Source organism: Deinococcus terrestris (assembly GCF_009377345.1).
Lineage (GTDB): Bacteria > Deinococcota > Deinococci > Deinococcales > Deinococcaceae > Deinococcus > Deinococcus terrestris.
Map to the genome: position 1 here is coordinate 13,444 of NZ_WBSL01000016.1, position 14,520 is coordinate 27,963.

The following is a 14,520-nucleotide window of genomic DNA, read 5'->3' on the forward strand; positions in this document are numbered from 1 at the left end:
TTCAAAGCTCGGTGTCCTTTGGAACGTCGCGGGGGCGCTCCGTCACCAGCTCGGCGTCATTGGGCAGGCCCTCGAAGGCCGCGAGCGCGGGCACGAACGGCGGGGCCTCGGTGTCCGGGGGCTGCATCTGAATCACCAGGGTGACGCCGTCGGGGCGGGCGACGCGCTGCGGCTCACCTCCTGCGGCGAGTTGCAGGATTTCTTCCCAGTGCGCCTGCGCTTCGCTGTAGGGCCAGATCGGGCGCGTCATAGAGACTATTTTACTGTTCATACGCTCCCAGTCCGGCAATCTCCCGGCCCTCGGCGCGGCGGCGCAGCAGGGGGGTCAGGTCGCTCATCAGGTATTCTTCCTTACGCTTGCGGGCCTTCCAGCCCAGGCCCAGCGGGGTCAGCAGCTCGCCCAGGGCCACACTGTCGAAAATCAGGCGTTCCAGGGTGGTCGCGGTAAAGGTCTGGAGGGCTTGGGCGTCCAGGCCGTGCGTCTCGGCCACGGCGTGCAGCTCGGCGGCGTGGCGCTCGGCCTTGAACCCCTCGTACCCGTCCCACAGGGCCGCCTCGGTCAGGGCCACCCCGGTGGGCAGGCTCTGGACGTACTCGCGCAGGTTCTCGCGGTCGTCCATGAACTTGGCGTCCGAGCCGATCAGGGCCAGGAGCTTGTCACGGGTCTGGCGCTGCTGCTCGGGGGTTTCCTGGGCGCTGGAGCGGGCCAGCAGGGTCATGATGTAGTCGTAATCGATGATGGCCGAGGCGAACAGCACCAGTTCAAAGTCCAGGGCGTCCACCTCTTCGGGCTCGCCGGGCTTGTCCTGCTGCGCCTTGAGCTTCTGGGCCGTTTCCAGGTAGGCCCCCCGGAAGGCTTGCAGGTCGTCCGGCGGCAGAATCTGGGCGATCTGCCCGCGCTGCCCGTCCGTGAGGTCGGTGTACTGCTCCAGTTGGGTGGCGTAGCGCTGCACGTCCTTGAAGAACTTGATGAACTGCACCCGCTCGGTGTCGCCGCGCAGGTTGTGCACCTGGTCGGGCGTGGGGGGCAGGTCGTGAAGTTCCATGAACCGGGTGACCTTCTCCACCGCCTTTTGGAGCTTCTCGATGACTGCGGGGGCCTCTTCCACCAGCCAGATTTCGCGGCTGCGCTCGGCGTCGCCGCCGCTGGAGAACATGGCGATGGCCTCGTCCACGGCGCCTTGCTGGCCCCGGAAGTCCAGAATATTGCCGTAGGGCTTGGTGGCGTTCAGGACGCGGTTGGTGCGCGACAGTGCCTGAATCAGCCCGTGGTGACGCAGGTTCTTATCCACGTACAGGGTGTTCAGATACTTGGAATCGAAGCCCGTGAGCAGCATGTCCACCACGATTACCAGGTCGAGCTTCTGGGCGTGCGGCACGTCGCGGGCGGGCCACTGCTGGGCCTTGATGCGCCCCTGCACGTCCTGGGCGTAGGCGTCGAACTCGGTGACGCTGTGGTTGGTGCCGTAGCGGGCGTTGTAGTCCGCGATGATGCGTTCCAGCGCCTGCTTCTTCGCCTCGGGGTTGACCTGGTTGTCCTGCCTTTCCTGCGCGAGGTCTTCCCCAATCTGCCTGGCCTCGGCACTGACGTAGGCGGGCGGCGAGAACACGGCGGTGACGTTCAGGGGCCGGAACTCGGGGTCTTCGGCCTGGCGCTCAGCCTGCACCTGCGTGAACAGGTCGTAATAGGCGATGGCGTCGTCAATCGAGGCGGTGGCGAGCAGGGCATTGAAGCGGCGTCCGGCGGTGGCCGCGTCGTGCTTGTGCAGAATCTTGGCGACGACGGCGGGCTTGGGCGGCGGCGCGGCCTTGCCCTGCCCCATCTGACTCTTCCCGGCGTCCTCGCCTTCGGGCTTGTAGTAGTCCACATGGAACTTCAGGACGTTGCCGTCCTCGATGGCGTGGTTGATGGTGTAGGCGTGCAGCTGGCGCTGGAAGATGTCCTCGGTGGTCTGGTAGCTCGCCTCTTTCCCCCTCACCTGCACAGAGCGGGCGTTCTCGTCGAAGATGGGCGTGCCGGTAAAGCCGAACAGCTGCGAGTTGGGGAAAAAGCTCTTGATGGCCTGGTGGTTTTCGCCGAACTGCGAGCGGTGGCACTCGTCGAAGATGAACACGACGCGCTTGTCCCTCAGCGGGTCCAGCTGGCCCTGGTACTCGGCCTTGCCGCCGCCGCTCAGGGCCAGGCCCAGCTTCTGGATGGTCGTCACGATGACCTTGTCGGCCTTGTCCGTAGAGAGCAGGCGGCGCACCAGCTTGCCGGTGTTGGCGTTCTCCTCCACGCTGCCCGGCTGAAAGCGGTTGAACTCCTCGCGGGTCTGGCGGTCGAGGTCCTTGCGGTCCACCACGAAAATGCACTTATCGATGAGGGCATTGTCCTTGAGCAGGGTGGACGCCTTGAACGAGGTCAGGGTCTTGCCGCTGCCGGTGGTGTGCCAGATGTAGCCGTTGCCCGCGCCCTGCTCGATGCTGCCCACGATGGCCTTGACCGCGTAGATCTGGTAGGGCCGCATCATCATCAGCCGCCCTTCGGTTTCCAGCAGCACCATGTAACGGCTGACCGTCTCGGCCAGGGTGCATTTCGCCAGAAAAGCGTCGGCGAAGTGGTTCAGGTCGGTGATCTTCCGGTTGTCCTGGTCGGCCCACTGGTAGAGGGGCAGGTAGCGCTCATCGGCGTTGAAGCTGAAGTGCGCCGGGCGGTTGTTGGCGAAGTAGTGCGTGCTGCCGCCGTTGCTGACCACGAACAGCTGCACGAAGCCCAGCAGGGAATTGCCGTAGCCGTTCCCGGGGTCGTTCTTGTAGTCCACGATCTGCCGCATGGCGACCTGCGGGGACACGTCGCGCTTTTTCAGTTCGATCTGCACGACCGGCACGCCATTGAGCAGCAGCAGCACGTCGTAGCGGTGGTGGCTGCTGTGGGTGTTCATGCGGAGCTGGTTGACCACCTCGAAGGTGTTCTTGCACCAGTCCCGGACATTGACCAGCGTGTAATCCAGCGGGGTGCCGTCGTCGCGGAGCAGGGTGTGCCGCCCGCGCAGGGTCTTGGACGCCTCGAAGGTGTCGGGCGTGGTGACCTGCTCCAGCAGCCGGGCAAACTCGCCGTCGGTCAGGGTGACGCGGTTGAGGTCGTCGAACTTCTGCCGGAAATTGCCTTCCAGCGCGGCGCGGGTCCGGATGTCCGGGCGGTAGCTGTATTTGAGGTCCTGCAACTTGGCGACGAACTGGGTTTCGAGTTCTGCTTCGGTCATGGAGTCTTCCTGGGGAGAGGCAGCGGCACCCGGCCCGCTTGAAGGGGCCGGGGAAGCACGTCAGTGATTGGAGGCAGGTTTGACCGCGACCCGCACGGCCCGGCGGTCCTTGTGCCGGGGCGTGAACACGATGGTCACGTCGTAGTCCAGTGCGTCGGCCTGTTGCGTGATGGTCGAGAGCTGGGGATTGAGGTCCGGGCGTTCGATCTGCGAGAGCCGCCCCTTGCTGAGTCCCCGCCGCGCCAGCACCTCGGGCGTCTCCAGGCCGGATTCCACCCGGACGGCGTGCAGGCCCTCTCCCACCGTCTCGGCGGTCAGGGCCTCTAAATAGGTCGCCCCCACATCTTCGCTCTCGGTCAGCAACCCCTCGGGCAGGTGTTCGGCGGGCGTCACGGTCCCGTCCTCATTCAGCAGGGCGGCCAGGCGGGCAGCGCGGTCTTTGGCACGGTCGGTCATGGCGTCAGAACTCCTTTCTTCACAGCTTCGGCGATATCCACGAGTTCGTCGAGCAGATCTTCGTCGGCCTCCGCTCCCGGCGCCTTGTACTCGGCTCCCGTCAGCAGCGGGCGACCGTCTCGCAGCCACAGGAAGTAGACCCGTGCTCCGCCGCGCTGCCCTCCCCGTGTCGTGGGCTTGAGTTCCCAGGCCCCCGGCAGGTATTTCAGCGGCTTGGCGTAGCGGCTGTGGCGGCCCTCCTCGCGCAAGTCGCGGCACATCCGGATGCACTCGGCCACCGCCTCCCGGTGTCCAGCTCGGTTCATCGCCAGCAGGGTCTCGATGATCCGGGGATGCCTCGCCGCCAGCCTGCGGGGGCGACGGGTATAGACCAGGGCGGGCACGGGTTTAGTTTAACCTAAACCGCCTTGGGAGAGGGCGACATTGCCCACTGCGTTGTTGAGAAGGATGCTCGGCCGCCTGTCCCCACGCCGAAGACCAGTGCTGGAAGGAGGGCTGGTCCCCACCCCGTTCGTCTTGCTTCCGCGTGCCCGTGGGAGGCGGCAGAGGAGCAACGCCGCAAACAGCGCGAGCAACGGGCCGAGGCGCGCCGTCGTGAGGAGGGAGCACGTCCGCGCCCCGGGTGGCTGGCGGAAGAATGACGAGGGACCGGGGCCAGCCGACTCTCTGTAGTCTTGAAGCAGGCCGGAGACAGGAGACCCCATGAAACGGAAACTCAGTGAGTTGATGGAACAGGTCCTCAGCACCCCGGAGACCGCACGGGCCGTGCACGAGGTGGCCATGAGCGACGGCAGGAGAACGGTCACGCTGCCCGGTGGGCGCCGGGTCGTCCTGTTCACCGCGCGGGGAGGCCGAGGGCTCAAGTTCACGCCGGAAGCCCGCCAGCGCCGCATTCGACAGCGTGGGGAGCCCTGAGGCGGCGATGCCAGAGCCCACATCGCTTCCTGTTGTTTCCACCTGGGACCTGTTTCCGGACCTCGAACGACGCCCCCGGTTGCTGCTGGGGATCAACCCGGAACGGCTGTCCCGGGGTGTGGAGCTGTCTCCCTCCCGCACCTGGCATCACCTCCGTCACCAGGCAGGGGGCGTGCATTGTGCCCAGGTGGAACTCCTTGCCACTGAACTCGTCCCCAGGCCGGAACGGGAGACCGGGCTGCTGGAACTCGCCGACCGATTCGGGGACACCAACCTCAGCGGCTGGGGCATCAGCATCGACGATCTGGTGCGGTATCGGGACGCACTGCGGGGCCTTCTCGGTGTGGACTGCGCCCTGAGCTACCGGGACTTCCGCGAGGCGGTCTACCCCATCGATGTCACGCCCGAGCACCTTCGGCACCTGACCGCCGACGAACTGCCGACGCGGCTGGATGACCTGCTGGAGACGGAGGAGCGCTTCACCCTGGCCAGGGGCATGCTCAACCGCTGGCGGCTGTGGGTGATCAGCGAGAACTCGGATTGATCCAGCCCACCTTCAGAACCCAGCAACTTGAGCCAGGATGCCGATCACTTGGCTCACGTCCCCATCACGGTGGGCCTGCCGGGGGGTGCGGTGGTGCAACTCCAGATTGGGCCGGTCCATCCATGCCTGGGCCACATGGACGTCGCCTGCAACAGCGGCCGCCATGCGCTCGATAGCTTCCTCACTCGTGTGACCGTCTGCTGGATCGAAGTACACCGGGAGGCCGTCGTACTCGTACCGCTGGGGGTCCCTAAAGTACTGAACACGGATGGTCGGCGTCCTCGGCTGAGTCTCTGGTTCTGGTTTCAGTTGTGACATGAGGTCCCCTTGGAAGGAGAAGCGTTCAGGTGGTGGAGCTCTTTCGGGCAACGATCACCACACTGAACGCAATCAGGCTGCACAGGAAGATGGCCGCCACGGCCGCCCAGTTGAAGCCCAGCATCAGCAGGCCCTGTCCCAGCCCTGCGAGGACTGCTCCCCACACCGCACGGGTCTGGGCTTCTTTCAGTCCCTCCTCCTGAAGGCTCCGCGCCACGAGCAGAAGGGCCACCACCGTCAGGCTCAGCGACAGAGAAAGCATGGGATTATTGTGTCAGTCACCCGATGGGCGATCGTGAGTCATCACAAGAGACCGTTGGCAAAGTGGCCGGGGCCACCCACAGTCTGCGTAGCCCAGCAGGGGTTTGCTGATGAGCTGAACAGTCGGGTGGCGAACCCCTCTCTTGACATGCGTGCCCACATTGTGGGATGACTGAGGAAGGAGCCGAAACCTTTACAGGTCAAGCTCCGGGGTTTGGCAGCACCCGGGACCATACCGCCGTGCTGACCGCCCACAACCGCGCGGTTGTTGATAGAGGGCCGCTGGGGAACCCAGCGTCTACTCGACGGAGGGGCTGCTGGGAGACCGGCCTGGCCCCTCCGTCTTTGCTCTCGTTCTGGGCGGTTTCCGCAATGTGGAGCGGTTTGACCTTGTTTCGGGTCTTGAACAACCCCTTCTGCAACGCCACCCCTATAGGGTCCAGTCTTCGATCTTCAGGTCCGGCACCCGTGCGAACTCGCAGGTGTTGTTGGTCACGAGGATCAGGCCGTGGGCGACCGCCGTGGCCGCGATCTGAAAGTCCAGGGGACCGATGGGCTGCCCGGCCTTCTCCAGCTCGGCCCGAATGCGCCCGTAGGCGTCCGCGACCTGCGAATCGAAAGGGACCACCACCAGTTGCGAGGCAAAGTCCAGCACGGCGGCGAGGTTGTGCTCGATCCGTGCACTCTTATAGACCCCGTGCAGCAGCTCCGCTTCGGTCACGGCGCTCAGCCCCACTGCACCCGGTCGTAGCCCAGCGAACCGCTCCCGGACGGCGGCCGGTTTGTTCTTGATGATGAAGATGCAGATGGTGGTGTCGAGCAGGTAACGGAGGGTCAAAACGCTTCCTGCTCCTGGGCCTCGCCCTGCTGACGCCCTTCCGGCAGAAAGTCGTCGCCGATCCCCGCCAACGCATCGAAAGCGGAGGCGAGTGTGGCCTCCGTGCGAATGGGTCTGAGGATCAGCAGATCACCGTGGCGGGTGATCTCGACCTCACTGACGTCCAACCGCATCTCGCGGGGGAGGCGGACGGCCTGGGAGTTGCCACTCTGGAACACCTTGGCTGTGGTCATGGGAAACCTCCGTATCTACCTGGAAGTATATACGGTTCCCGCCGTCTCTCTTTATAAAGGTTCTTGAACGTCCATTTGTGGATCTTTATAGTGGGCGAGTCCATGAAAGCCGTCGCCTATTACCGGGTCTCCCGACAGAAACAGGCCGCCTCCGGCCTGGGTCTGGAAGCCCAGCAGGCGAACGTGGCCGCCTTCGCCAAAGCCCGGGGGTATGAAGTGACCGCCACCTTTACCGAGATCGAGACCGGCACCAACAAACGTCAGCGTCCTGAACTCGCCCGCGCTCTCGAACAGGCCCGACGGGAGGGCGCCGAACTCCTGATCGCCAAGCTCGACCGCCTTGCCCGCAATGTCCATTTTGTCTCCGGCCTGATGGAAAGCCGGGTGCGCTTCACCGCCGTGGACATGCCGGAGGTGGACTCGCTGACCGTGCACATCCTGGCGGCGGTCGCCGAGAAGGAAGCCAAGATGATCTCCACCCGGACCAAGGACGCTTTGAAGGCGGCCAGGGCCAGGGGCGTCAAGCTGGGTAATCCACAGAACCTGACGCTGGAAGCGAGGCGGCAGGGCGCTCAGGCTCGGCGCACCCGCGCGGTCGAGAGTTACCGACTGGTGAGTGGGTACGTGCAGGTCCTGCGGGCACAGGGCCTGACGTTGCAACGGATCGCCGACCGATTGAACGCTGAGGGACACCGCACGGTGACTGGCAAGCTCTGGCGGCCCGTTCAGGTGCGGAATGTGCTGCTGCGGGCGCAGAGAGAGGGTGGCGTGCAGTGAAGCCTCTCCGGGGAAGTGCTCACGGCACTGGCTTGAAGCACGCTGCACCTCCAGTCACCTGACTGGTCAGAACGTTGGAGAGCCGGTTCAGTTCGCACGGGTGTAGTGGCCAGGCACCGCGCCGGAGAGCGGGCCGGGCTGCCCGACTACGCCATCGCCCTGATGCATACCGGGCGGCGCATCGAGAAGGTGCAGGAGGAACTGGGGCACACTCGCACCTCCACTCCATTGTTTCTCGTCTCCGCGCCACCTGAGGCCGTTTCACTCAAGCCCTGAATGGGGGTGTCAGTAGATGTGTCCCTTGGGCACGATACTCAACTGGGAGTGACTTCGCTGTTCATCACTCGAAATCCACAGACCTCTTCCCCCTCAAAAGCGAACCCTCCTCAGGAGAACCCCACCATGCCTGTCTCCGTTCCACTCTCACTTCTGGATCTGGCACGCGTCCAGCCCAATGAACCTGCCGCGGAAGGCCTCGCCCGGAGCGTCCGGCTCGCCCGCACCGCCGACCAACTCGGTTACCACCGCCTGTGGTTTGCAGAGCACCACAACATGCGCGCCGTCGCTTCGGCAGCGACAGCCCTGATCATTCAACATGTGGCCGCTCAGACGACGAATCTTCGCGTCGGGGCGGGCGGGGTCATGCTGCCCAATCATTCACCCCTGGTGATCGCAGAGCAGTACGGCACGCTGGAGACCTTGTTCCCTGGCCGCATTGACCTGGGCCTCGGGCGTGCGCCCGGAACAGACATGGACACCATGCGGGCCCTGCGCCGAGATGGGCGCGAGTCGGACCGTTTCCCCTCAGATGTGGTTGAGCTGCACGGCTTCCTGAGCGGTCACACCCACATTCCTGGCGTTCATGCGTACCCAGGGAGGGGAACCAACGTTCCTCTCTTTATCCTCGGATCGTCGCTGTTCGGGGCTCAACTGGCCGCTCAGCTCGGCCTGCCCTACGCCTTTGCTTCGCACTTCGCGCCCCAGGCCCTGAACCAGGCGGCCCGCATCTACCGGGAAACCTTTGAGTCATCTGGCCCGCTGGCTGGCCCAGACGCAAAGCCGCACTTCATGGCTGCCGTCAACGTGATCGCTGCCGACGACGTGGAGACCGCCCGTGAGCAGCGCAGACAGGCCGAAGATGAATGGCTTCAGGGGATTCTGGGGCGCCAGCACACCCTGAGTCAGGAAGAACTTGCGGCCGTGCGCCACATGCCCCAGGCGCGGCAGGTCCTGACGATGCTCGACAGGACGATAGCTGGAACCCAGGCCGACGTGATCTCCGGCCTGGAGGCTCTGGTCGAGGAGGTCCAGGCCGATGAACTCATTCTTGTGAACCTGGCTGTCGGAGAAGAGCACAAGCACCGCACCCTGGAACTTCTCGCACCCAAAGCAGCTTCCTGAAGAGGTGTGGAGATGGAAAGCCCTGTGACCCTGTCCCTGTTTCCGGTGCCAGTCTGATTGCAGATCAAGCAGCAGATTGAGCCGCCCCCAGGTGTGGCGACCCTCAGGTCTCTCCTCCTTGAGTCTTTCGGGGGCAAGACGAAGGGAAACACCCACCTTCCACAAAACGGGCGTGCGAGCGGGTCGTTCGCCCCCAGACTGGTTCGAGTCCTGTCACCCGCACCTTCAGGCACGAGAGAGTCAACAGACTCCCTCTCCCTTTTCTCTCCAGCCCTGCCAGCACCGTCGCTCTGGTGGGAGTTCCTGGCATCTCAGCCCGCTAGGATGCAGCCCTATGGCCGTCACCTTGCGACTCGACCGGGGCACCCTCGTCATGTACGAGGTGCCGGAGGTGGTCTCGCACCTGTTTACCTGGGACGCCCGCAGCCAGTCTTACCGCGCTCCGGGGCAGGTCTACCGAGAGGTCATGGAAACGCTGGGCCAGGCGGGGGTCAAGGTCCGGGACGAGGCGGCGGGCTTCCTCAAACTCGACTTGGGCTACGCCCGCGACATTGAGCCCTACCGTCACCAACAGGGCGCCCTGAACGCCTGGAAGCGGGCAGGGCGCCGGGGTGTGGTGGTCCTGCCAACCGGGGCCGGAAAAACGCTGGTCGCGCAGCTCGCCCTGCGGGATACCCCCCGCAGCGCCCTGATCTGCGTACCCACCCTCGACCTGATGCACCAGTGGTACGCCGGGCTGCTGGCCGCGTTTCCCGACGCCCAGGTGGGCCTGCTGGGCGGCGGCAGCAAGGACGACACGCCCATCCTGGTGAGCACCTACGACTCGGCCGCAATCCACGCCGAGGACCTGGCCGGGCGATATGCCCTCCAGATTTTCGACGAGTGCCATCACCTGCCGTCCCCGTTCATGCGGGTAATCGCAGAGATGGGTCTGGCCCCCTACCGCCTCGGCCTGTCGGCCACCCTGAAGCGCAGCGACGGGCGGGAAGCGGACCTGGGCGGCCTGATCGGCCCGGTCGTGTACTCGGTCGCGCCGGAGGAGCTGGCAGGGGACAGCCTGTCCGAGTACCGCGAAGTCATCATCCGGGTGCGGCTCAGCCTCCTGGAACAGGAGCGTTACGACGAGTGCATCCGACTCCGCACCGACTTCCTGCGGCGCTCCGGCATCCGGCTGGGCAGCCTCGAAGGCTGGCAGAAGTTCGTGATGTCGAGCGGGAGTGCCCAGGGCCGAGCGGCCATGCTCGCGCACCTGGAAGCGAAGTCCCTGGCCTATGGCACCGAGGGCAAGCTGCGCGTGCTGGAGGAGATTTTCGCCAACCACCCGCAGGAGCGGACCCTGATCTTTACGAACGATAACGCGGCGGTCTACCGGATCAGCCATGAGTTTCTGGTCCCGACCATCACGCACCAGACGCCCGTGAAGGAGCGGCACAAGCTGCTGGAGCGCTTCCGGGACGGTACTTACCGCATCCTGGCGACCAGCCGGGTGCTGAACGAGGGCATCGATGTGCCGGAGGCGAGTGTGGCGGTGGTGCTGTCGGGCACGGCCACCGAGCGCGAGTACGTGCAGCGGCTGGGGCGCATCCTGCGGAAGTCGGATGGCAAACAGGCGGTGCTGTACGAGGTCATCACCGAGGGCACCTCCGAGGAGCGCGTCAGCCAGCAGCGCCGGGGCCAGTGGCAGCCGGGCGTGCGGGCAGAAACGCCCGTCTGGGAGGACCTGAATGCTCCCCACTGAACTCCTGATGTTCAGGGTCCGGGGCGGCGTGGTGGAGCCGAAGCGCCTCAAGCCCACACCGGGCAACCTCCAGCTCGCCCAGACCCTGATCCGCACCTTCGAGGCCAACCTGGGGAAGCGACGGGCCGACCTTGACGAGGACCTGAGAGTGCTGGCAGCCGGGCGGCCGGACTTCAAGGTGCTGCGAGGGATGGCGCATCTGCTGAGCAACGGGTCGAGCACCTTTGAGACGGGGGGACACGCGGAACCGTCCCTGGTGCGGAAAAAGGTCTTCGAGCTGGCGCAGGCCCACCCGCCCAGCCGACTGCGGCGTGACCTGGTGCTGGAGCAGGCTGCCCGGTCACTCTCCAATGAGTGTCCCCTCTCTGCTGAGGACGTGGCCGCTGCCCTGTACGCTGATCTGCCGGACCAGCAGACATTAACGGCCTTCGATCCGCCCGAGCCGCAGGCCCTGATTGAGCGCTGGGACCTCGCCCAGGCCCAGGGGGTGCTCTACCGCGCCTACAGCCTGATTCTGACGGCCCGGCCCAACGAGCCCGCCCGGTACAAGCAACTGCTGAAATACACCCGTTTCTTCGGCCTGATGCTGACGGTGGAGGGTGATCCGGTCCACGGCTTCACCCTGACCCTGGACGGTCCGACCTCCCTCTTCGGGGGCACGACCCGCTATGGACTGGCGCTGTCGAAGTTCCTGCCCGCACTGCTGCACGTCACGAAATGGGACCTGACCGCGACCCTCAAGCCCCGGCGGGACCTGGCCTGGGTGGACCCGAAGGACGAGGAATGGCAGTTCGGGCTGACGAGCGAGGACGGGTACGTCAGCCACTACCCCGAGCCAAAGGAGCACGACAGCGCCCTGGAGTCGGGCTTTTCCGAGCGCTTCGTCAAGCTGGAGACCGCGTGGAAGCTGGAGCGGGAGGTGGACCTGGTGCCTGTGCCGGGGGGCGTGATCCTGCCCGACTTCCGCCTCGCCCACACGGACGGCCGCAGCGTGCTGGTAGAAATCGTGGGGTACTGGCGCCCGGAGTACCTGCGGAAGAAGTTCGATCTGCTGCGGAAGTCGGGCAGGCAGGACGTGATCGTGTGTGTCTCCGAGCGACTCAACCTGGAGCGGGCGGGGGTGGACCCCTCGGACTTCGACGAGCGGCTGGTGTGGTTTAAGGGCGTGCTGAATCCGAAAGAGGTGCTGGCGGTCGCGGAGCGGCTGACGGCAGAGCTGCCTCGGCCTTGATCCGCCTTGCGGAGGGCGGACGGAGCCCCGCCTCCCTATGGCCCTGCGCCCGATGCGGCCGACTGGAGTGAGCGTCCCCTCTCACTCGGCCTCCAGCATTTGGCCGATGCCGCCCCGGTGCCCATCCCCTACGCTGCCGGACATGATGGGTAACCCTCTCCCCACACCCGAGCTGATGGCGGTCATCGCCGCCCACTACGGCCAGACCCGCGAGCAGCTGAGCGACCTGGGCAGCTTCGAGAATCATGTCTTTGCCTTCCCCACGCCGGAGGGTGGCCGGGTGCTGCGCCTGGTGCACAGCAGCCACCGCAGCGAGCGGCAGGTGAAGGCCGAACTGCACTGGCTGACCTTCCTCGCCGACCGCGGCGTCAGCGTCGCCGTTCCGGTTCCCGGCCCCGACGGTGAGCTGTTGGCCACCTGGCCGGACGGCGCGAATGGATCGTATGTCTCGGCGGTCTTCGTGCGTGCCGAGGGGGAACGCGCCCGGCCCGCCGAATTGACCCCGGGCCAGATTCGCGCTTGGGGGCGCCTGCTGGCCGAGATCCACGACCACACGGTCACGTACCACCCGGACGACCCAGGCGGACGCCCCACCTGGCAGGATGATCCCTACATCCGCGACCGCCATGCCCTGGCTGCCGCCCTGCCTGTGTCCCTGGATGCGGGCATCCTGACCCGCTTCGACGCGCTCGTCGAGACCCTCAGTGCGCAGCCCACCCACCCGGGGAGGTTCGGGTTGATCCACAACGACGCGCACCCGGGCAACTTCCTGATCCAGGGCGAACAGCTCACGCTGTTTGACTTCGACGACTGCGGGCACAACTTCTACGTCAACGACCTGGCGATGGCCCTGTACTACGGCGTGTGGGGCGCGGACGACCGGGAAACGCTGGGGCGTCGCCTGTGGACGCACCTGCTGGCAGGCTACCGGGAGGTCCGGGCATTGGACGACGCGGACCTCGCCCTGGTCCCGGCGCTGCTCAAGCTGCGCGAGGTGGACCTGTACCTGCTGCTGCACGGCAAGTGGGACCTCGCGCAGCTCTCGGAGACGCAACGGGCGACCCTGGCAACCTACCGGCACAACATCCTGAATGACGTGCCCTACCTGGCATTTCTGGAGGAGACGAGGCTGCGCGTTCCCCAGCTCCATTCCACCTGAGCCTGGAACTCCAACGTCAGACCAGTGGCCCCAACAGTGGCCGTGGGCGTGCGGTGCGGCAGGAATGCACTGGTGTCCCTCCGCGGTTGAGCAGGTGGGCTGGTGCTGCCCTTCAGCTCCCCCAGGGCGCAAGGTGGCCTTCATGGACGCCCTCGTTCGCGCTCCATTGCGGCGTGGCTCAGTACCTGACAGGTTGAGGGAAATGGCGTCCAGGACGCAAAAGGGAATGGCAAAGGGCGGCAAAAGGGGGTGTGATCCGTCCCAGTGCCGCCCGTTCACATGTTGACACGCTCGCTGAGTACCTGAAAGAGCGTCTCGCTCACCACCGCCGCGATACCCTGCGCCGCGTGGCCGAAGTTCTGTTCGGGATTCTTCAGGCCGAGTCCACCCTCCACCGCAAGATCGCACTGCACATCGACCGCGAAGCGACGCCAGCGTCGATCACCCGGATGGTCGCGCGGACCTTTCACGAAACGAATCTCACGCCGCAGGACGTCTGCGACGTCCTGCTTCCCCTCCTGCCTTCAGGCAAGCTGACTTTCGTGATGGACCGGACAAACTGGAAGTTCGGCTCACACGACTTCAATCTGCTGGTGTTGGGGGTCTCTCTCGGTGGAGTGGTGCTGCCGCTCACCTGGAAGGTGTTGCCGCATGGCGGCAACAGTGACATGCGGGGCCGCATGCTGCTGGTGGGCTTGCTCCTGAAACGCCTTCCTGCCCGGCGCTGGGCTGTGCTGATTGCCGACCGAGAGTTTATCGGGCAGGAATGGTTCAGCTTCCTGCGAGATCGCAAGATCAAGCGGTGCATCCGGATTCGGCAAAACACGCTGCTGGACGATGAACCTGCACGCAACGCCTTCGAGGACTTGAAGCCTGGGGAAGTGCGCAGCGTGTTCGAGCAGGTCTGGATCTATGGCAGCCCGATGCAGGTTGTGGCAACGCTCTCCCCGCGGGGAGAGCGTGTCCTGGTCGCCTCCGACCTGTCTGTCTGGAACACCCTGACGACATACCGACTCAGGTGGAACATCGAATGCACCTTCTCCGCAATGAAGACCCGGGGCCTGAATCTCGAACAGACGCACATGACCCAACCTGACCGTCTTTCACGACTCTTCGGCCTGCTCAGCTTGGCATTGGCGTGGATGGTTCGGATTGGGGAATGGCGAGCCGAGCAACAGCCCATTCCCACCAAGAAACATGCTCGCCCGGCGATCAGCCGGGCGAGCTACGGACGCGAACTGCTCTGTGCCGCTTTACGCTGGGGGAAAACCACGTTCTATACGCACTTCGCACTGCTTAAATCCCCTTTTCCCACTCCTGAACGGCGAAAAACACAACCTGTCAGGTACTGAGGCGGCGTGGACCAGAAGCACCGATTCCGATTGGTCTTAAACCAGGGGCGCG

17 protein-coding genes are annotated in these 14,520 nt (G+C 65.2%); 9 read left to right on the forward strand and 8 right to left on the reverse strand.

Annotated elements, in window-relative coordinates:
• Nucleotide 1: 1 nt before the first annotated feature.
• The 4 genes from F8S09_RS15905 to F8S09_RS15920 are packed head-to-tail and all read right to left on the reverse strand — an operon-like array spanning nt 2 to nt 4,084.
• Entirely contained in the window at nt 2-250 is a 249-nt protein-coding gene (locus F8S09_RS15905) for a hypothetical protein (protein ID WP_152872452.1), read from the reverse strand.
• 10 nt (nt 251-260) lie between these two features.
• Nucleotides 261-3,245, reverse strand: coding sequence for a type I restriction endonuclease subunit R (locus F8S09_RS15910; RefSeq protein ID WP_152872453.1), 2,985 nt, complete (start codon nt 3,243-3,245; stop codon nt 261-263).
• 60 nt (nt 3,246-3,305) lie between these two features.
• Entirely contained in the window at nt 3,306-3,701 is a 396-nt protein-coding gene (locus F8S09_RS15915; protein ID WP_152872454.1) for a helix-turn-helix domain-containing protein, read from the reverse strand.
• The gene (locus F8S09_RS15920) at nt 3,698-4,084 is read right to left on the reverse strand and encodes a hypothetical protein (protein WP_152872455.1); all 387 of its coding nucleotides are present in this window, start codon (nt 4,082-4,084) and stop codon (nt 3,698-3,700) included. Before F8S09_RS15920 ends, F8S09_RS15915 begins: the two co-directional genes overlap by 4 nt.
• A 319-nt stretch (nt 4,085-4,403) precedes the next feature.
• On the opposite strand from F8S09_RS15920, the gene F8S09_RS15925 reads away from it, so the two are divergent.
• Together F8S09_RS15925 and F8S09_RS15930 are read left to right on the forward strand one after the other, a co-directional pair.
• Nucleotides 4,404-4,616 carry a hypothetical protein gene (locus F8S09_RS15925; protein WP_152872456.1) on the forward strand — a complete coding sequence of 71 codons (213 nt, stop codon included), beginning with the start codon at nt 4,404-4,406 and terminating at the stop codon, nt 4,614-4,616.
• 172 nt (nt 4,617-4,788) lie between these two features.
• The gene (locus F8S09_RS15930) at nt 4,789-5,160 is read left to right on the forward strand and encodes a hypothetical protein (RefSeq protein WP_152872457.1); all 372 of its coding nucleotides are present in this window, start codon (nt 4,789-4,791) and stop codon (nt 5,158-5,160) included.
• Nucleotides 5,161-5,172: 12 nt separating this feature from the next.
• Here the strand turns inward: F8S09_RS15930 and F8S09_RS15935 are convergent, their stop codons facing one another.
• The 4 genes from F8S09_RS15935 to F8S09_RS15950 form a co-directional block, all read right to left on the reverse strand.
• Nucleotides 5,173-5,478 carry an antitoxin Xre/MbcA/ParS toxin-binding domain-containing protein gene (locus F8S09_RS15935; RefSeq protein ID WP_152872458.1) on the reverse strand — a complete coding sequence of 102 codons (306 nt, stop codon included), beginning with the start codon at nt 5,476-5,478 and terminating at the stop codon, nt 5,173-5,175.
• Nucleotides 5,479-5,503: 25 nt separating this feature from the next.
• A complete protein-coding gene (locus F8S09_RS15940; protein ID WP_152872459.1) occupies nt 5,504-5,740 on the reverse strand; it encodes a hypothetical protein in 237 nt (78 codons plus the stop codon).
• Nucleotides 5,741-6,169: 429 nt separating this feature from the next.
• A complete protein-coding gene (gene vapC, locus F8S09_RS15945) occupies nt 6,170-6,577 on the reverse strand; it encodes a type II toxin-antitoxin system tRNA(fMet)-specific endonuclease VapC (protein WP_152872460.1) in 408 nt (135 codons plus the stop codon).
• Nucleotides 6,574-6,810: an antitoxin gene (locus tag F8S09_RS15950; protein ID WP_152872461.1), complete on the reverse strand. Its 237-nt coding sequence runs from the start codon at nt 6,808-6,810 to the stop codon at nt 6,574-6,576. The genes vapC and F8S09_RS15950 overlap by 4 nt, the downstream gene beginning before the upstream one ends.
• A gap of 102 nt (nt 6,811-6,912) precedes the next feature.
• Here F8S09_RS15950 and F8S09_RS15955 point away from each other — a divergent pair, with 102 nt between their 5' ends.
• From F8S09_RS15955 to F8S09_RS15985, 7 genes are all read left to right on the forward strand, one after another.
• Complete coding sequence (locus F8S09_RS15955; RefSeq protein WP_152872462.1) at nt 6,913-7,587, forward strand: recombinase family protein; 675 nt, start codon at nt 6,913-6,915, stop codon at nt 7,585-7,587.
• Between the two features lie 105 nt (nt 7,588-7,692).
• Nucleotides 7,693-7,863, forward strand: coding sequence for a hypothetical protein (locus tag F8S09_RS17785; RefSeq protein WP_194165403.1), 171 nt, complete (start codon nt 7,693-7,695; stop codon nt 7,861-7,863).
• 48 nt (nt 7,864-7,911) lie between these two features.
• Nucleotides 7,912-8,988, forward strand: coding sequence for an LLM class flavin-dependent oxidoreductase (locus tag F8S09_RS15960; protein WP_322618873.1), 1,077 nt, complete (start codon nt 7,912-7,914; stop codon nt 8,986-8,988).
• Between the two features lie 334 nt (nt 8,989-9,322).
• Nucleotides 9,323-10,726: a DEAD/DEAH box helicase family protein gene (locus tag F8S09_RS15965; RefSeq protein WP_152872463.1), complete on the forward strand. Its 1,404-nt coding sequence runs from the start codon at nt 9,323-9,325 to the stop codon at nt 10,724-10,726.
• Entirely contained in the window at nt 10,713-11,957 is a 1,245-nt protein-coding gene (locus F8S09_RS15970; RefSeq protein ID WP_152872464.1) for a DUF790 family protein, read from the forward strand. The genes F8S09_RS15965 and F8S09_RS15970 overlap by 14 nt, the downstream gene beginning before the upstream one ends.
• A 142-nt stretch (nt 11,958-12,099) precedes the next feature.
• Nucleotides 12,100-13,116, forward strand: a complete 1,017-nt coding sequence (locus F8S09_RS15975) for a phosphotransferase enzyme family protein (RefSeq protein WP_194165404.1) — start codon at nt 12,100-12,102, stop codon at nt 13,114-13,116.
• A 251-nt stretch (nt 13,117-13,367) separates the two neighbouring features.
• Nucleotides 13,368-14,468, forward strand: a complete 1,101-nt coding sequence (locus tag F8S09_RS15985) for an IS4 family transposase (RefSeq protein ID WP_456318710.1) — start codon at nt 13,368-13,370, stop codon at nt 14,466-14,468.
• The last annotated feature ends 52 nt before the right edge of the window (nt 14,469-14,520 follow it).